At 28.1% G+C, this 17,337-nt stretch carries 20 protein-coding genes; 7 read left to right on the forward strand and 13 right to left on the reverse strand.

Translation table 11 applies throughout. The features are described 5' to 3' along the window. Positions 1–45 precede the first annotated feature (45 nt). The 8 genes from WG950_RS03820 to WG950_RS03855 form a co-directional block, all read right to left on the reverse strand. Positions 46–702 (reverse strand): SCO family protein, encoded by a 657-nt coding sequence (locus WG950_RS03820; protein WP_340934223.1) that lies wholly within the window; start codon positions 700–702, stop codon positions 46–48. Next, on the reverse strand, positions 692–1,288 hold the full coding sequence (locus WG950_RS03825) for a hypothetical protein (RefSeq protein WP_340934224.1): 597 nt from the start codon (positions 1,286–1,288) through the stop codon (positions 692–694). Before WG950_RS03825 ends, WG950_RS03820 begins: the two co-directional genes overlap by 11 nt. After that, positions 1,275–2,051 carry a YHYH protein gene (locus WG950_RS03830; RefSeq protein ID WP_340934225.1) on the reverse strand — a complete coding sequence of 259 codons (777 nt, stop codon included), beginning with the start codon at positions 2,049–2,051 and terminating at the stop codon, positions 1,275–1,277. Before WG950_RS03830 ends, WG950_RS03825 begins: the two co-directional genes overlap by 14 nt. Positions 2,052–2,224: 173 nt before the next feature. After that, complete coding sequence (locus tag WG950_RS03835; RefSeq protein WP_340934226.1) at positions 2,225–2,518, reverse strand: EF-hand domain-containing protein; 294 nt, start codon at positions 2,516–2,518, stop codon at positions 2,225–2,227. A 135-nt stretch (positions 2,519–2,653) separates the two neighbouring features. Next, a complete protein-coding gene (locus WG950_RS03840; protein ID WP_340934227.1) occupies positions 2,654–3,142 on the reverse strand; it encodes a hypothetical protein in 489 nt (162 codons plus the stop codon). A 6-nt stretch (positions 3,143–3,148) separates the two neighbouring features. Beyond that, positions 3,149–3,463: a hypothetical protein gene (locus WG950_RS03845; protein WP_340934228.1), complete on the reverse strand. Its 315-nt coding sequence runs from the start codon at positions 3,461–3,463 to the stop codon at positions 3,149–3,151. Between the two features lie 64 nt (positions 3,464–3,527). Then, positions 3,528–4,106: an RNA polymerase sigma factor gene (locus WG950_RS03850; RefSeq protein ID WP_079738550.1), complete on the reverse strand. Its 579-nt coding sequence runs from the start codon at positions 4,104–4,106 to the stop codon at positions 3,528–3,530. A gap of 83 nt (positions 4,107–4,189) precedes the next feature. Next, on the reverse strand, positions 4,190–5,020 hold the full coding sequence (locus tag WG950_RS03855) for a mechanosensitive ion channel family protein (RefSeq protein ID WP_340934229.1): 831 nt from the start codon (positions 5,018–5,020) through the stop codon (positions 4,190–4,192). Positions 5,021–5,146: 126 nt separating this feature from the next. Between WG950_RS03855 and WG950_RS03860 the strand changes: the two genes are divergently transcribed. The 6 genes from WG950_RS03860 (at position 5,147) to lipA (ending at position 9,824) form a co-directional block, all read left to right on the forward strand. Then, positions 5,147–5,350: a membrane or secreted protein gene (locus tag WG950_RS03860; RefSeq protein WP_077808957.1), complete on the forward strand. Its 204-nt coding sequence runs from the start codon at positions 5,147–5,149 to the stop codon at positions 5,348–5,350. Between the two features lie 13 nt (positions 5,351–5,363). Next, positions 5,364–6,470: a glycosyltransferase gene (locus WG950_RS03865; RefSeq protein WP_340934230.1), complete on the forward strand. Its 1,107-nt coding sequence runs from the start codon at positions 5,364–5,366 to the stop codon at positions 6,468–6,470. Beyond that, a complete protein-coding gene (locus WG950_RS03870) occupies positions 6,461–7,024 on the forward strand; it encodes an RNA polymerase sigma factor (RefSeq protein WP_340934232.1) in 564 nt (187 codons plus the stop codon). The genes WG950_RS03865 and WG950_RS03870 overlap by 10 nt, the downstream gene beginning before the upstream one ends. Next, positions 7,025–8,245 (forward strand): Nramp family divalent metal transporter, encoded by a 1,221-nt coding sequence (locus WG950_RS03875; RefSeq protein WP_340934233.1) that lies wholly within the window; start codon positions 7,025–7,027, stop codon positions 8,243–8,245. Continuing rightward, the gene (locus WG950_RS03880; RefSeq protein WP_340934235.1) at positions 8,245–8,883 is read left to right on the forward strand and encodes a hypothetical protein; all 639 of its coding nucleotides are present in this window, start codon (positions 8,245–8,247) and stop codon (positions 8,881–8,883) included. The genes WG950_RS03875 and WG950_RS03880 overlap by 1 nt, the downstream gene beginning before the upstream one ends. A 71-nt stretch (positions 8,884–8,954) precedes the next feature. Further along, complete coding sequence (gene lipA / locus WG950_RS03885) at positions 8,955–9,824, forward strand: lipoyl synthase (RefSeq protein WP_079738544.1); 870 nt, start codon at positions 8,955–8,957, stop codon at positions 9,822–9,824. Positions 9,825–10,103: 279 nt separating this feature from the next. On the opposite strand, the gene WG950_RS03890 is transcribed toward lipA, so the two are convergent. The 3 genes from WG950_RS03890 to WG950_RS03900 form a co-directional block, all read right to left on the reverse strand. Next, positions 10,104–11,402, reverse strand: coding sequence for a dipeptidase (locus WG950_RS03890; protein WP_340934236.1), 1,299 nt, complete (start codon positions 11,400–11,402; stop codon positions 10,104–10,106). 225 nt (positions 11,403–11,627) lie between these two features. Further along, positions 11,628–12,986 carry a pyridoxal-phosphate dependent enzyme gene (locus tag WG950_RS03895; RefSeq protein WP_340934237.1) on the reverse strand — a complete coding sequence of 453 codons (1,359 nt, stop codon included), beginning with the start codon at positions 12,984–12,986 and terminating at the stop codon, positions 11,628–11,630. A gap of 74 nt (positions 12,987–13,060) precedes the next feature. Beyond that, the gene (locus WG950_RS03900; protein ID WP_340935228.1) at positions 13,061–14,296 is read right to left on the reverse strand and encodes an ABC transporter permease; all 1,236 of its coding nucleotides are present in this window, start codon (positions 14,294–14,296) and stop codon (positions 13,061–13,063) included. Between the two features lie 4 nt (positions 14,297–14,300). Between WG950_RS03900 and WG950_RS03905 the strand changes: the two genes are divergently transcribed. Further along, positions 14,301–15,557 (forward strand): DUF1343 domain-containing protein, encoded by a 1,257-nt coding sequence (locus WG950_RS03905; protein ID WP_340934238.1) that lies wholly within the window; start codon positions 14,301–14,303, stop codon positions 15,555–15,557. 32 nt (positions 15,558–15,589) lie between these two features. Here the strand turns inward: WG950_RS03905 and WG950_RS03910 are convergent, their stop codons facing one another. Both WG950_RS03910 and WG950_RS03915 read right to left on the reverse strand, forming a co-directional pair. Next, the gene (locus WG950_RS03910) at positions 15,590–16,429 is read right to left on the reverse strand and encodes a thioredoxin family protein (protein WP_340934239.1); all 840 of its coding nucleotides are present in this window, start codon (positions 16,427–16,429) and stop codon (positions 15,590–15,592) included. A 44-nt stretch (positions 16,430–16,473) separates the two neighbouring features. After that, complete coding sequence (locus WG950_RS03915) at positions 16,474–17,301, reverse strand: sterol desaturase family protein (RefSeq protein WP_340934240.1); 828 nt, start codon at positions 17,299–17,301, stop codon at positions 16,474–16,476. Positions 17,302–17,337: the final 36 nt, after the last annotated feature.

Raw genomic sequence — 17,337 nt, forward strand, 5'->3', positions numbered from 1 at the left:
TTAAATAATTAAGGCTCTCTTCAACAATATTCCCCAAAAAAACACCTACTTCTCTTTCTTTAAGGTTTTTATATCTTCAATTAACTGCAAAACAGAATTTTTATTTAAACCGTTATAAATACCTCTAATGTGTTTGTTTTTATCAATTAAGACAAAGTTTTCTGTGTGTAAAAAATCGTCTATTCCTTTAGGTTCACCTAAATTTTCTTCTACAAAATAGGCTTGTCTTCCTAAATCGTAAATTTCTTTTTTATTACCAGTTACTAAATGCCAATTTTTACCAATATTTTTGTCTAATGCGTATTTTTTTAATTGTGCAACCGAATCTATTGAAGGAGTAACAGAATGAGATAAAAATAATACAGTGGTATCGTTTTTAAATTTATCTGCAACTACACTCATATTTGTCGTCATTTTAGGACAAATACCAGGACAAGTTGTAAAGAAAAAATCTGCCACATAGATTTTATTTTTAAATGTATTGTGATTAACTACACGACCATCTTGATTGATAAAATTAAATTCTGGGATGCTATGAAAATCATCTAAATCTGTATCTAAAGATGATAACCATCTAGGAGTAAAAGATGCTTCATTATAAAAAGGCAATACATCTACCCTACTAGACATTTTTTCTTTATTGTTACTTTTACAGCCTATCATAATGATAAAACCAATTAATAAAAAAAATCTATTTAACATTTTCTATAATTTTTTCGTTAGATAATTGGTAGCATAAATTAGCTCTTTGCAAACCAAATGCTCTACCATTTTTAGCTTCGTAGTTAACATATATTTTTCCATTTTTTAACCAAGCTTGTTGTAAACCATTCTCTTTACCATCTTTTAAGTACTTTTTTTTTGACAATTGTCCATTTTCAAACCAAACTTGTTCTATCCCATGTTTTTTACCATTTAGATACTTAGATTCAGAAAAAACTTTACCCGAAGAATAGTACTTTATTTTTGTTCCTTCTAAAACATTTTCATTATAGAATGATTTAGTTTTTATGGTACCATCTTTAAAAAACTTATAAGCTAAACCTTCTTTTTTTCCGTTATAGTAGCCTATTTTTTCAGATAATGATGAATTACTATAATATTTTAAAGCAAATCCATTAAAAGGATTACCCATGTAAAACCACTGCCCTTTTTCTTTGATTAATTCTAATTCATTTTTATCAACTAGAAAATTTTTAATTTCTTTTTTAGATGTTGTTTTAACAGAAGTTTTATTACAGCTACTAAGAGCTAGAATAACGATAAGTAATATTCTAGTTAACTGCATTTGGGGTTCCTTGATATGGTCCTGCAAAAAGTATGTACCTACCTGTACTTGCATACAACTCATTGATAATATGATAATGATATTCTGCAATATCTGTATGTTGCGTAGTACTTATATGTCCGCCAGAACTATCTAAATCTGTTGGATATGTTCCTGTAGAGTTGCACTTTCTACCATAAATAAAAAAACCATCAGAAATAATACCATTTAATTTATCGTCATCATCAGAAAAAGCCAAAGGTTCTAAATGATAATGATAATCTGAAGGGCCAATATGTGCACCTGAGTAATCTAAACTTCCTGCTGCAGAATCTAAAGGTCCATTGCCTTCTTGATCATTGTATAAAAAAGCACCGCTAATTGCAATACCAATTGCGCCTAATTGGGTATTAGATGTTGAGTTGGCTTTACTAGGATTTGCTGGTACGGTTAAAGAAGCAGAATTATCTCGCCCAGATGTATCAATTCTGGTTGGAGTCATTTTATCTGTACTAGTTACAGTTGGTGCTACATATAATGGATGATTTTCACTCCAATATGGTGTTTTATGATTAGGCAAACCCGTGGTTTCGATTACAACGTTAGAACCTTGTAAATAAATATCTGTTTCTGTTGTATCAAACTCTGCAAATGCACTATGAAGTGTTACTTCAACTTCTTCAATTTCTTCTACTGATGTAGTACCTTCTGAAGAACTACACGCAAAACTGTAGGATATAATTACTGCTAAAAGAGCTATTTTTTTTACGATTTTAAATCTCATATTAATGTATTTTGAAAGTTATATATATTTTAGATGCAATTAATTAAAAAAACTTGTGCTTAAGTTTATATTTTTTTTAGAAAAAAGCCTCGTAATTGCTTACAAAGCCTTTAATCAACTAACCAAACTCAAATCAAATTTTATTTTTTTTATTTTCTTTTGTACATATTTTATTAATTTCTTGGTCTTTCTCTTCTTTCTGGTTTTGGTGCATTTTTTAACTCCTTTTTAGATAGAAAACCATCTTCATTAGTATCGATTTTCTTAAAATCTTTTTTCAACGGACCTTTAGCTTCCTTTAAAGAAATTTTACCATCTTCATTAGCATCTAAATCTTTTAAAATTTTAGCTATTGATGGTGACCCTTTTGGTTTCTCTCTTCTTTCTTCCTCTTGCGCATAACTTATAGATGTTGTTAAAACTATTACTGCTAAAGATGTTACTATTTTGTTTTCTAAATTCTTCATTTTTATAAGTTTTTACTTGTTTTGAATATTTAGATGCAGGTATTAAAAAAAACTTGTGCGCGTTAACTTTATTTTAACAAAAAGCCTTATTTCTAATTTAGAAATAAGGCTTTTGAATATAATTAAAAACAAAAATTATCTTGGTGGTGGTCGGTTTCCTCTATTTTGAGGTGGCATTCTACCGTCTCTTGGTGGTGGCATTTTATTATTGCCATGTATAGCTTTTCTAACAATATTTTCTAATTTATCTTTCTGTTCTTGTGAACACAAATCACGAACCTTATTAAAAAAAGAAAATACTTCTAACTCTTTTTCACTTTCTAAAGAGCCTATTTCTTTAGCTATTAATTCCACTTCTTGTTCTAATGTTTCAAAAGAATTGAATAGTTTATTTTTATTATTTTTTACCTGTTCATCTAAACTTCTCATCGTTTCTCTATGAGACATATCTATAACCAAAAAATCTTTTTCTTGATCTTTGGTAAAATTTAATTCTTCTATAAGAAAATCTCTACCACGTCTTTCCTTTTCTTGAATGTGCGGTTTATTGATTAGCATAAAAATAAGTACGCCGTTTAAAACTACCAACAGCAATAATATAATAGGAAGTAATTTTGATTTCATATTTTATTAATTTAAATAAGAATTACTTGTAGATTCTAAAGAATACTCTTGAGAAAACGTTTCTACAGAGTAATTTGTCGTTTTTTCTGATGAATTAAAAGCGTAAAAAATAGTTGCTGCATTTAAAAACAGAATTACCAAAACAGCAGCCAATTGAAATTGCGGAGTTAGCCAAGAGAAAACCTTTTCTTTTTCTTCTTTTTCTTCATTTATTTTTTGAAGAACTTTATGTTCAAAATAAGGACTTACTTTTACTTTTTCTATGGTTTCTATAGCCATAAAAGTATCTTCAACTTTCTTATCTATTTCTTTATTTTTCATTTTTAACACTTTATTAAAATAAACACGTACCTATTTAGATGCAAACTTTTGTAAAAACTTGCGCCTAAATATCATTTTTATAAAATTTTGTTAATTTTTCTTGCAAACTCTTTTTTGCCCTAAACATTAAAGACTCAACAGACGATAAACTTTTACCTGTAATCTCTACAATTTCCTGATAACTTTTATCATCAATTTTAGCTAATGTAAAAACTACTCTTTGCGCTTCTGGCAAGGTATTTATAGCTTTGTATATAGTTACTGATTTCTCTTTATTTTCTAATAAAACACCCGGATGGTTAAATTCTGTAAAATAGCTAGTTTTATCTAATGGCACTTCATTACCAAGAATGGTTTGCATAAAAGCAAAACGTTTTTTAGCATTCTTTTTTCTGATAAATTCTAAACACTTATTTGTAGCTATTTTAAAAATCCAGGTAGATAATTTAGAATCTCCTTTAAATTTGGCGATAGATTTAAAAACTTCTAAGAAAACTTCTTGCGCAACATCTTCTGCGTCTTCTTTATTTGGAATAAAAGAGATACAGGTACCAAAAACTTTCTGTTGATAATCATCTATAACTTGACTAAAAACTTTCTGATTTCCAGATTTTAATGCCGCTATTAATTTTTCTTCGGTCAATAGTTTTTAATTTCTAATAAGTAAACATACAAAAAAAGACTGCTTTACAAAGCAGTCTTTTTTATTTAATCTCTAAAGATCTTTTATTTAGTCATTGTAACTATTCTCTGTGGTAATGGTGCTTCGAAACCTGCTTTACCTAAAGCTTCTACTACAGCTTGTCTAGTATCCCAATAAACATCCCAATAATTTTCACAATTTACATAAGGCAATGCTAATAACTCAACACTATTTTGTCCTAAATTATTTACAGCAACTCTTGGTTTGCTTGCACCTTCTTGTAAAACGTTTTTATCTTTATTTAAAATATCTAAAACAATCTCTTTAGCTTTTGAAATATCAGCATCATATCTAATAGCAAAAGGCATATCGATACGTAAATTACCAATTTTAGTTAAATTAGTTATTTTGTTAGATGTTATAGCAGAGTTTGGTATAATTTCTGTTTCATTTTGAAAAGTTTCTATAACTGTTACAAACACAGAAATTTCTTTTACAAAACCAAAAGCACCGTTTGTCTTAATTAAATCACCAACCTTAAACGGCTTAAAAATAAGTAGCATTACACCAGATGCAATATGCCCCAAAGAACCATTAAATGCTGCACCTATAGCTAAACCAACTCCTGCCAATAACGCTGCAAAAGATGCCATTGGTAAACCTACTATACCTGCAATAGAAATAATTAATAATAATTTTAATAAAAAACCAATTGTTGTTAATAGAAATGGTTGTAAAGTTTCGTCTAAACTTGTTTTTTCAAATGCTTTAGACACACCTTTCATAATTATCCTAATAATCCATAGTCCAATTATTAAAGCTGCTATTGCACCAATTAACTGTAAACCCCAATTTCCTAATCCAGAAGAAATTGTGTTAAAAAAATTTTGTAAAGAATTTGTAATTGTATCCATTATATAGTTTTAGTTTGTTACAAATGTTTGACCCTTTATAATTTAAAAAGTCACGATACAAAATAAGTATAAGTGATTTTTTAGGTAACAATTAGAATACGTATCTTTGCATTAGAAATATTATTTATGAAACTATTACTTATTACTTTAGCTTTATTAGGACTTGGTGTTGCAGGAATTGCAATTAAAATTTGGGCAAAAAAAGACGGTAAATTTGCAGGTACTTGTGCAAGCCAAAACCCAATGTTAAACAAATCTGGTGAATCTTGTGGCTTTTGCGGAAAAACGCCAGAACAATATGCAGATTGTGCAGAGCCTCAACATAACTAATTTAATTCTTTAAATGATTATATCTGTACTATTCTACAGTTTTGTAGTTTTTGCAGTACTTCAAATTGTATATTATTTATTTTTTACTTCTTTTCTTTTTAAAGATAAAGAACAAACAAATACTTCTAAAGAAACACCAGTTTCTGTTATAATTTGTGCTAAAAACGAAGCAAAAAACCTTCAAAAATTTCTACCATCAATTTTAGAACAAACATATTCTAATTTTGAGGTTGTACTTATTAATGATGCATCTTCTGATGCTACATCAGAAATAATGGAAGATTTTCAAAAAAAGGATGAAAGAATTAAATGTATAGAAGTTGAAAACATTGAAGCTTTTTGGGGAAACAAAAAATATGCTTTAACCCTTGGTATTAAAGCGGCAAATTACGAGCATTTATTATTTATTGATGCAGATTGTAAACCGGTTTCTAAAAACTGGATAACAGAAATGTCTAAAAATTTTAGTGAAACAAAAACTATTATAATTGGATATGGTAAGTACAAAAAAGAAAAATCTCTTGTAAACTTATTTGTTCGTTTCGAGACACTTTTAACAGCAATACAATATTTTAGTTATGCCAAACTAAAAATGCCTTATATGGCAGTTGGTAGAAATTTAGCGTATGCAAAATCTGAGTTTTTTAATGTAAAAGGCTTTATAAAACACATGCATATTAATTCTGGTGATGACGACTTGTTTATACAAGATGCAGCAAATAAAAAAAATACAAAAATTTGTACAACTAAAGATAGTTTTACAGAATCTTTGGCTCCAACAAATTTTAAAAAATGGTTTCAACAAAAAAGAAGACATATTTCTACTGCAAATTATTATAAGAAAAAACATCAGTTTTTATTAGGTCTTTTTTATATATCTAAAGTCTTTTTATTTGTAACAGCAACCTTGTTATTTATTTTATTTCCTAATTGGATTCTTATTTTATCAATATTGCTTTCCTATTACTTTGTTCAATTTTTAGTAATTGGTTTATCAGCAAAAAAATTAGATGAACCACAATTAATTTATTTTCTTCCTTTTTTAGAAATTGGTTTATTATTCTTTCAATTTAGTATATTTATTGCTAACTTGTTATCAAAACCAAATCATTGGAAATAGATATTAAAAAATTAGAAGCAAATATTTTAAAAGCTAAAAACGGAGATCAATCTGCTTTTAGTTTTTTACTGAACCTGTATTGGTCTGATGTTTTTAATTTTTTATTAAAAAGAACAAAGAGCGAAAACGATGCAGAGGACATAGCAATACAAACGTTTTCTAAAGCTTTTGATAAAATAAAATCTTTTGATGAAACTTATGTTTTTAAAACTTGGTTAATTACTATTTCTAAAAACATACACATCGATTTACTTCGTAAAAAAAATAGTTCTATAATTACAGAAACTTCTAAAGAACAAGAAGATAAGGTTTATTTAGTTGTTGATGAAAACCCGACTCCGGAAGATAAAATCATTCGAGAACAAAACTTAGCAAATCTTTTACGAGACATAAAACAATTAAAACCTAAATACCAAGAAGTTATACAATTACGTTATTTTCAAGAATTAAGTTATAAAGAAATTTCTGTACAAATTAACGAACCAATGAATAACGTAAAAGTTAAACTTTTGCGTGCAAAAAAACTTTTAGCTGAAATTATTAAGAAATCTTAAGTGAAAAAAACTTTTTTACAAAGTCTTGGACCAGGTTTGTTATTTGCAGGAGCTGCAATTGGCGTTTCGCATTTAGTACAATCTACAAGAGCTGGTGCAGAATTTGGATTTGGGTTAATTTGGGCACTTTTTTTAGTACATATTTTTAAATATCCGTTCTTTCAATTCGGACCAAGATATGCTGCTGCAACCGGAGAAACACTTTTAGATGGTTATAAAAAATTAGGGAAAGGTATTTTAGTTACTTATTATATTATAAACTTTACAACCATGTTTACCATACAAGCTGCGGTAACTATTGTTACCGCTGGTTTAGCTTCTAAATTATTTGGTTTTACAGATAATTTGGTTTTATGGTCTACTTTTTTAATGTTTTTAAGTATCATTTTCTTACTTATTGGAAAGTATAAATTACTCGATAATGTGATGAAATACATTATAGTAATTCTTACTTTTAGTACAATTATTGCAGTTTGTGTAGCTCTTTATAACACAAAAGAAGCTTTTGATGTAACACAAATTATACCTTCTGGCGCTGTAGAACTTACCTTTTTAATTGCTTTTTTAGGATGGATGCCTGCACCTTTAGACGTATCTATTTGGCATTCGATTTGGTCTGTAGAAAAAGATGAAACTTCTTTCATAAAAACTAAGAAAAAAGATGCTGTTTTCGATTTTAATGTTGGCTATATCAGTGCGCTATTTTTAGGTATTTGTTTTGTACTATTAGGTGCTTTGGTTATGTATAAATCCGGAACAACTTTCTCTGATAAAGGAGGTGTATTTGCAACTCAACTAATTGAATTATACACCAAAAACCTCGGCGATTTTTCTTACATTTTTATAGCTATAGCAGCTTTTACAACAATGTTTAGCACAACCATAACAACTTTAGATGCATCACCAAGAGCAATGGATAGAACATCTAAACTTTTATTTAATAAACCGTTTAAATTTGGTTATTGGTTTTGGATTCTCTTCTTATTTATAGGTACATTTTTGATTTTACATTTTTTTATGGATAATATGGGTTTATTAGTTAAAATTGCTACCATACTTTCATTTTTAACAGCTCCTTTTTATGCTATTTTAAACTATAAATTAATAACTAGTAACCACACACCTAAAGAACACAGACCAGGTTTAATTTTAAAGATTTTAAGTTTTATTGGTTTTGCTTTTTTAATAGGTTTTACTATTTGGTTTTTAACAAGTATTTAATGAAGTTTAAGATTTTACTTTTTTTACTTTTCAATTTTCAATGTTTAAACTCTCAAGTAACAAATTGGGGTTTTTATGATTTAGATTCAATTATATCGGTTGAAATGCCAGATGCTGTTTATGAGTTTGATACAATTATTGAATCAAAAAAAATATATCAAATGTACTCTAAAATTAATGAAACAAATTTTATAGCCCAGAAATTTTTTTTGGATAACTCATTAGACTTAAAATTACCTACATCTAAGAAAGAATTAAATTCCTTTTATATGGATTTAGCAGAGATTTTAAACTTATTAATTAGTTCAAATGAAATAATAGAAAGTAAATTAATTCATGAAAACATTGAAGGATATAAGTTAAGTTTTTCTGATAAGAAAAATATTAACTATCAAGACATAATTCTGTATTTCGTAAATAACAATTTATATATTTTTATCTATAGAGATGCAAATGGCTTAAATAACTTTAATAAGTCTAAGTTTTTTAATTCCATTGAATTTAATCAAAAGACTGACATTAATCAGTATATAGAAAAAAAAGTTCCTTTAAAATTTAAATTATTTATTGCACTAATTGCAATTTTAATTCTTTCTTATATTGTTAGATTTACTTCAAAAAAGAATACTAAATACTAAATTTTACTATTTGGTTTTTAACAAGTATTTAAATCTTTTCTTCGTAAATTTGCATTTCAAATTCAATAGAAATGGCAATAGAATCTGTAATAGTACCAGAAAGACCAAAAAAACCAAAATGGCTTCGAGTAAAGTTGCCTGTTGGTAAAAAATACACAGAACTTAGAGGTTTAGTAGATAAATATAAATTAAACACAATTTGTACAAGTGGTAGCTGCCCAAACATGGGAGAATGTTGGGGAGAAGGAACTGCAACTTTTATGATTTTAGGTAATATTTGTACACGATCTTGCGGATTTTGTGGTGTAAAAACAGGAAGACCAGAAACAGTAGAATGGGATGAACCTGAAAAAGTTGCTCGCTCTATAAAAATAATGAGCATCAAACATGCAGTAATTACATCTGTAGATAGAGATGATTTGAAGGATGGAGGTTCTATTATTTGGGCAGAAACTGTAGATGCAATTAGAAGAGCAAATCCTAAAACTACTTTAGAAACTTTAATTCCAGATTTTCAAGGAAATACAAAACAAATAGATCGAATTATAGAGGTTGCACCAGAAGTTGTATCTCATAATATGGAAACCGTTAGAAGGTTAACTAGGGAAGTTAGAATTCAGGCTAAATATGATCGAAGTTTAGGTGTTTTAAAGTATTTAAAAGAAAACGGAATGAGAACTAAAACAGGTTTAATGCTTGGTTTAGGTGAAACTGAAGAAGAAGTAATACAAACAATGAAAGATTTACGTGAAGTAAATTGTGACATCATTACTATTGGACAGTATTTACAACCAACAAAAAAACATTTACCTGTTAAAGAATTTATTACGCCAGAACAGTTTAAAAAGTATGAAACTTTAGGTTTAGAAATGGGCTTTATGTTTGTAGAAAGTGGTGCATTGGTAAGGTCTTCTTACAAAGCACATAAACACGCTAATTAATTTAGTTGAATTTTAAACGAATAATTATTTATATCACAATAATAAGCGAAAAACTAAAACGATTCCCTAAAAAGAATCGTTTTTTTATTGCTGAAAATGTAAAAATCATATTTTATTAACATTTTTCAATACTAATTTAAAGTTTGGCACAGTAGTTGCAATTACAAAAATGAAAGCAACGTAGTAAACTGTTTTCATTGTGTAAATTATTTGAATTAGTTAGTTAAAAAAAACCATCTCTTAATTGAGATGGTTTTTTAATTTTAATAATATAAGTAACTATATTGTTTCTTTAGATTGAATTTCTTTTGCTACTTTTTCAACCTCATCTAAAACTCTTAATAAATTCCCGTTCCATAATTGTGCAATTTGCGCTTCCGTATAACCTCTTTTTACCAACTCTAAAGTTACATTTAAAGTTTCCGACGCATCATTCCAACCATCTACTCCTCCTCCACCGTCAAAATCTGAACTGATACCGACGTGATCAATTCCTATTTTACTTATTAAATAGTCTATATGATCTACAAAATCTGATACATTAACTGGTGAAACATCAGAAGACTTCATTTTCTCTTTCGCTTCTGCAGATAATTTTCTGTAAGTAGCAATAAAAGCATCTCTTTTTTCTGGACTTAACTTTCTTGCTTCTGCCCAAGTCATCATTTCTTCTCCTTGTGCTGCAGCTAATTCTTTTATTACTTTATTTAATTCTTCTTTATAAACTTTATCTTTTTCTGTATTTACATAAGAACTAAAAGCCACAGTTTGTACAACTCCTCCGTTCTCTTTCATCCATTGTAATTGTTCATCATCTAAATTTCTACTATGATTACATAATGCTCTTGCAGAAGAATGAGAGGCGATTATTGGCGCTTTAGACAAAGCAATCATATCTTGCATAGATTTTTTTGAAGGATGAGAAACATCAATCATAATTCCCCATTTGTTCATTTCTTTAATAACTTCTTTTCCTAGATCGCTAACACCGTTATGTAACCAAACATTATCTTTTTCTCCGGTATTAGAATCACACAGTTGGCTATGTCCATTGTGAGAAAGGCTCATATATCTTGCACCCAAATCGTAAAATTCTTTTACTCTAGAAACATCTGTACCCAAAGGATAAGCATTTTCTACACCAATCATAGCTACTTTTTTTCCTGATGCATAAATTTCTCTAGCTTCTTTAGAATTTACAGCCAAACCAATTCTTTCTGGAGCGATTTCTTTTGTTAATTTATGAATTGCGTTAAACTTACTCATTGCATTTTTATACGCTTTATCATAACCTTCTTCCGTTAAATCTCCTTGACCTGTGTACACTATAAAAAATGCAACATCTAAGCCACCTTCTTCCATATTTGGCAAGTTGACTTGGTTTTTTAATTTTTGAGTATAATTGATAGAGTCTGTAAAATTAGCAACATTAATATCTACATGCGTATCTAAAGTCATTACTTTTTTGTGAATTTCTTTAGCTTTAGACAACATATTATCTGCTTTAATGTCCTCTTTTTTATTCTCTTTACAAGCAACTATTAAAGTAAGAATAAATAGAATTTTTAGGTTTTTCATTTTTTTGAATTAAGTTAGTTAATGCCTAAAGATATATAATTCTTTAAAAAACTATGTGTTAATATTTTTACAATTAACTATTTTCATTTATTAATTATCAATAAAAATGAACTTTAAACTAAAAATATTCAATAAAAACGTTTAATGTATTTCTTTTTTAAACAATCATCAAAAAAAAAGAGCTTTCTGAATAGAAAGCTCTTTTTGTAATTTTATATTATAATTTTAAATAGCACTTATAATATCATACTTTGTAATTATATGATGATTGCCATTTTCTAAAGCCACTAATACAGCTTGATTGTCTTTATTTATCAATTTAGAAATCTCTTCTAATTTTGCAGATTTCTCAACAATAGGATATGATTTACCCATAATATCTTTAATAGGTTTATCTGCAATATCTTTATCAGAAATAAAATTGTGTAATAAAACAGATTCATCTATTGATCCAACAAAACCATTAACATCTTTTACAGGAATTTGAGAAATTTTATAATCTCGCATTCTTTCGATTGCATGGGAAACTAATTCTTCTGTTTGTGCTGTAACTAAAGGTTTATCAGAATGATTTTTAATTAAATCTGCTGCAGTTTTAATTTCATCTTCTAAAAAACCTCTTTCTCGCATCCAATCATCATTAAACATTTTACCAACATATCTACTACCGTGATCGTGAAACAGAACAACTACAACATCATCTTTAGTAAAATGTTCTTTTAATTGCAACATACCTTTAATAGCAGAACCTGCAGAGTTACCAACAAAAATACCTTCTTCTTTTGCAATTTTTCTTGTGTAAACTGCGGCATCTTTATCGGTTACTTTTGTAAAACCATCAATTAATGAGAAGTCTACATTTTTTGGCAAAATATCTTCACCAATACCTTCTGTGATATAAGGATAAATTTCATTCTCATCAAAAATACCCGTTTCATGATATTTTTTAAACACAGAACCGTAAGTGTCTATTCCCCAAATTTTAATATTTGGATTTTTCTCTTTTAAATATTTAGCTGTACCCGAAATAGTACCTCCGGTACCAACACCAACTACAAAATGAGTTATTTTACCAGCTGTTTGTTCCCAAATTTCTGGTCCAGTTTGCTCGTAATGTGCTGTTGCATTACTTGGGTTATCGTATTGATTTACATACCAAGAATTTGGTGTTTCTGCTCCTAATCGTTTGGAAACCGAATAATAAGATCTTGGATCTTCTGGCTCTACATTAGTTGGACAAACAATTACTTCTGCACCAACAGCACGTAAAATATCCATTTTCTCTTTAGATTGTTTATCAGAAATTACAAAAATACATTTGTAACCTTTTATAATTGCTGCTAAAGCTAATCCCATACCTGTGTTACCAGATGTACCTTCAATAATTGTTCCGCCCGGTTTTAAACGACCATCTGCTTCTGCATCTTCAATCATCTTTAAAGCCATTCTATCTTTAACAGAATTACCCGGATTAAAAGTTTCTACTTTTGCTAAAACTAAAGCATCTATTTCTTTTGTAACACTGTTTAATTGAACCAATGGTGTATTACCAATAGTTTCTAATATATTCTTTGCGTATTTCATGTCTTAAATTTCTGATGCAAAGATAAAATATTTTTATGCCTTAAATCATATTTTAAGAAACCTTAACCTAATTTTTAAGCGAACTTAATAGATTTTGAAGGGTTAATTTTTGTGATTATATAAGAAGGGATAATCAACATTAAAAAACATAAAATTAATGTCCCAATATTTAATGCTAAAATTGCACCAATACTTATATGTACAGGCATTACAGAAACGTAATATGTTTCTGGATTTAATGTAATTAGTTTGAAAAAGTGTTGTACACCAATAATTGATAAACCTATAATATTCCCCCAGAAAAGACCTTTTAAAATTAAATAAGAAGCGTTGTATAAAAAAATCTTTCTTATACTTGAATTACTACTTCCTAAAGCTTTTAAAATACCAATCATTTGCACACGTTCTAATATTAAAACAAGCAAAGCAGTAATCATATTTATACCTGCAATTAGAATCATTATTGCAATAATAAACCAAACATTATTGTCAAATAATTTAATCCAATCGAATACTGTTGGGTAAATATCTGTAATCGTTTTTGCATTGAGTGTTAAACTTACTTCGCTATAAATTTCTTCTCCTTTTGCTTCTATATCATCAAAACTATTTAAAACAACTTCAAAACCACCAACTTGGTTCTCTGTCCATTTATTTAATTTTTGAACTTCTCTAATATCTCCAATCATCATATTTTCATCAAACTGCATAAAACCAGAATTGTAAATACCAACAACTTGGTATTTTCTATTAGATGGAAGTTTATTTTGTACAGATTTTAAAAATGACGCAGAAATTGTGTCATTTAATTTTAATTGAAGTCTATTTACAATTGTTTGCGATAATAACACACCTTTTGTTCTTGGTAACGTAAAATCTGGCAACCTACCTTCAACTAAATACTCATTAAATATAGACCAATCATAATCAGAAGAAACTCCTTTAAAAACAACACCTTCAAAAGCTGTTTCTGTTCTTAAAAGACCGCCTTTACTAGCATAAACTTGCACGTTTTTAATGCCATCGATATTTTTAAACTCCGGATAAAAATCTTGCTCAATATCTATAGGCGTTGTAGAGACATCAGAATTGTTATTATCATAATTTACAATTTGAACATGGCCCTTAAAACCGGCCATTTTATCGCGAATTTTGGTTTGTAAACCTGCGGCTGTTGCTACAGCAATTAGCATAATAATCATACCTAAGGCAATTGCAGCAATTGCAATTTTTATTATTGGCGATGAAATGCTATTTTTATACTTTTTACCTGCAATAATGCGTTTGGCTATATATAACTCGTAATTCAAATTGATGACAGATTTTAAACCTTTCAAAAGTACATATTTATTCTTAGTTCTTTTACTGAATTTTAACCTGATTTCTTGTGCTCAGAAAACAAAAGTTAATCAGAATAACCATGTCAAAACTATTTCTGAAATTAAAACAGGTGCAGAAAGAACCGATTTATATTTAAATATTTTAAAAGGAAAAAACGTAGCCATTGTGGCAAATCAAACTTCTGTTTTAAACGTTTTACAAAGAGCCGAAGTTGCACCAAATGTAATGGGTTCTAAAAAAATAACACATCATTTAGTAGATTATCTTCACAACAATAATACAATAAATGTAAAAAAAGTTTTTGCACCAGAACACGGTTTTAGAGGAAAAGCTGATGCTGGAGAAATTGTAAAAGACGGTTTAGATACCAAAACAAATTTACCAATTGTATCTCTTTATGGTAAAAATAAAAAACCAACTCTAAAGCAATTAAAAAACATAGATATTGTTGTTTTTGATATACAAGATGTTGGCGCTCGTTTTTACACGTATATTTCTTCGTTACATTATGTTATGGAAGCTTGTGCAGAAGCCAATATTCCTGTTTTGTTATTAGACAGACCAAACCCCAATGCTCATTATATTGATGGCCCTGTTTTAGAAACAAGCCATAAATCTTTTGTTGGTATGCATAACGTTCCTGTGGTTTACGGAATGACAATTGGCGAATACGGACAAATGATTAATGGTGAAAAATGGTTAAATAACGGAATAGCATGTGATTTAAAAGTGATACCAGTTTTAAACTACAATCATCAAACACAATATAGTTTACCTATAAAACCTTCGCCAAATTTACCAAACGGTAAAAGCATAAACCTTTACCCTAGTTTATGTTTTTTTGAAGGTACAAATGTATCTGCTGGAAGAGGAACATCTATGCAGTTTCAAATTTATGGTTCTCCTTTTTTATCGAAGAATAGCTTTTCTTTTACTCCGAAAGAAAATGAAGGAGCAAAATATCCTAAACATAAGAACAAGCTATGTTTTGGCGAAGATTTAAGAGATTCTAAGAATTTAAATCAACTTGATTTGTCTTATTTGATTAGTGCTTATAAGCAAAATACTGCTAAAGATTTTTTTAATAATTTTTTCACAAAATTAGCTGGTACAAAAAAACTACAAGAACAAATAGAGAAAGGTTTATCTGCTGATGAAATAAAAAACACTTGGCAAAAAGATTTGAATGATTTTAAACTGATTCGAGAAAAATATTTAATTTATAAATAAAAAAAACTCGAAGATTTTCTTCGAGTTTTTTTTTATATTTTTCTAGACATAAGAAGAAAAACTTTTGACCCCTCATTTTCTTTTAATTTATCATACCAAATTTTGGCATTTTCTCGATCATTTAGTTTACTATAAGCAGTAAAGTATAAAAAATTATAAAGCCCTTTATTGGTTTCTATAATTTCATTTTCTTTAAAATCTTTGTTTAACTTTTTTAAAGTTTTATTATAATTACCTTGTATTAAATATCTATACACATCTGCATATAAATTTATCTTTTGTGAATTTTTATTTTTATCACCTTCTGATCGATATAACTTATTCGATATTTTTAAATACCTATTTGCAATACTTAAAAAATCTCTTTTCACATCGTCTTTTACATACACCGAATAATTAAAGTATTTCTCAGCAATTTTTAAAGAATTATCTCCAGATTTTAATTTCATAAAATCTAAATATTCATTTTGTAAAATTTTTGTTCCGTATGAATATTTTTTTAAGATCTTCATAACTTCAATCTTAGGCATATAACTTTTACTTTGCAAAACAACTTCACCATTTGGGTCTATGATATAAACTCTGGGGATAGAATTTACGGTAAACTTAGATGTTAATTTTTTTTCTACATCAATATCTATTTTTAAAGGAATATAATTAGACATTAATTCTTTAACATCAGTAGAACTCCAAGATTCGGAATCCATTCTTTTACAAGGGCCACACCAACTAGCCCAAAAATCTACTAATATAAATTTATTTGTAGCTACAGCAATTTTCTGTGCATCTTCAAAAGATGTCATCCATTGATCTGCTTTTAAGCTGTTTGTAAATAATAATAGAAAAGTGAATGGTAAAATAATTTTTTTCATAGCATTTATTTTTTTGGATAAATATAATGCTTTTCAGCAAAAAATTAAATATTTGTTGGTTTTCTATATCCTTGAAAAGGCTGTTTTAACAATTCTTTTAACGAAGAATTTTTTACTTCATCAGGAAAAGTATCTACACCATACACAATTTTATCTCTATCAAATTTCATGTAAGTACCAAAAATTCTATCCCAAATAGAAAAAATATTTCCATAATTAGAATCAGTATAAGGCAATTTATAATGATGATGTACTTTATGCATATCAGGAGAAACTATAAAATAACTTAAAAAAGTATCAAATTTTGAAGACATTTTAATATTTGCGTGTGTAAATTGAGTAAAAATTAAAGACATCGATTGATACATAAATACAATAGCTATTGGCGTACCAATAACAAAAACACCTAATAAAGTAAATGCAAAACGAATAATACTTTCTATTGGATGATGCCTATTTGCTGTGGTTGTATCTACATTATGATCGGAATGATGTACCAAATGAACCATCCATAAAACAGCAACTTTGTGTTCTACAAAATGAGCCAAATAAGCGCCAAAAAAATCTAAAAATAATATTCCTAAAGTAACATATAACCAAAGTGGCATTTCTGGCAACCAATTAATAAGTCCGAAATTATTTACATCTACCCAATCTGCAGTTTTAAGCAATAAAAATGCCAACGAAAAATTTATAATTATCGTTGTAAATGTAAAAAACAAGTTTGGTATCGCATGTTTCCATTTTTTGTAATTAAAATTAAATAAAGGTACTGCACCTTCTAAAAGCCAAAAAAATGTAATACCAGAAACAAGAATTAAACTTCGATGAGAAGATGGTATCGATTCGAAATAAGAAAAAATAGTTTGCATAAATTTATTTTCTACTAAAATAGTGAAATTAAATTA

It is taken from the genome of Polaribacter marinaquae (assembly GCF_038019025.1).
In the GTDB taxonomy this organism is placed as follows: Bacteria; Bacteroidota; Bacteroidia; order Flavobacteriales; family Flavobacteriaceae; genus Polaribacter; species Polaribacter marinaquae.

Bases quoted from the DNA above. Each gene is read 5' to 3' on its own strand.
- WG950_RS03820 (WP_340934223.1), bottom strand. From the start codon at position 702: ATGTTAAATAGATTTTTTTTATTAATTGGTTTTATCATTATGATAGGC.
- WG950_RS03825 (WP_340934224.1), bottom strand. From the start codon at position 1,288: ATGCAGTTAACTAGAATATTACTTATCGTTATTCTAGCTCTTAGTAGC.
- WG950_RS03830 (WP_340934225.1), bottom strand. From the start codon at position 2,051: ATGAGATTTAAAATCGTAAAAAAAATAGCTCTTTTAGCAGTAATTATA.
- WG950_RS03835 (WP_340934226.1), bottom strand. From the start codon at position 2,518: ATGAAGAATTTAGAAAACAAAATAGTAACATCTTTAGCAGTAATAGTT.
- WG950_RS03840 (WP_340934227.1), bottom strand. From the start codon at position 3,142: ATGAAATCAAAATTACTTCCTATTATATTATTGCTGTTGGTAGTTTTA.
- WG950_RS03845 (WP_340934228.1), bottom strand. From the start codon at position 3,463: ATGAAAAATAAAGAAATAGATAAGAAAGTTGAAGATACTTTTATGGCT.
- WG950_RS03855 (WP_340934229.1), bottom strand. From the start codon at position 5,020: ATGGATACAATTACAAATTCTTTACAAAATTTTTTTAACACAATTTCT.
- WG950_RS03860 (WP_077808957.1), top strand. From the start codon at position 5,147: ATGAAACTATTACTTATTACTTTAGCTTTATTAGGACTTGGTGTTGCA.
- WG950_RS03865 (WP_340934230.1), top strand. From the start codon at position 5,364: ATGATTATATCTGTACTATTCTACAGTTTTGTAGTTTTTGCAGTACTT.
- WG950_RS03880 (WP_340934235.1), top strand. From the start codon at position 8,245: ATGAAGTTTAAGATTTTACTTTTTTTACTTTTCAATTTTCAATGTTTA.
- lipA (WP_079738544.1), top strand. From the start codon at position 8,955: ATGGCAATAGAATCTGTAATAGTACCAGAAAGACCAAAAAAACCAAAA.
- WG950_RS03890 (WP_340934236.1), bottom strand. From the start codon at position 11,402: ATGAAAAACCTAAAAATTCTATTTATTCTTACTTTAATAGTTGCTTGT.
- WG950_RS03895 (WP_340934237.1), bottom strand. From the start codon at position 12,986: ATGAAATACGCAAAGAATATATTAGAAACTATTGGTAATACACCATTG.
- WG950_RS03905 (WP_340934238.1), top strand. From the start codon at position 14,301: ATGACAGATTTTAAACCTTTCAAAAGTACATATTTATTCTTAGTTCTT.
- WG950_RS03910 (WP_340934239.1), bottom strand. From the start codon at position 16,429: ATGAAAAAAATTATTTTACCATTCACTTTTCTATTATTATTTACAAAC.
- WG950_RS03915 (WP_340934240.1), bottom strand. From the start codon at position 17,301: ATGCAAACTATTTTTTCTTATTTCGAATCGATACCATCTTCTCATCGA.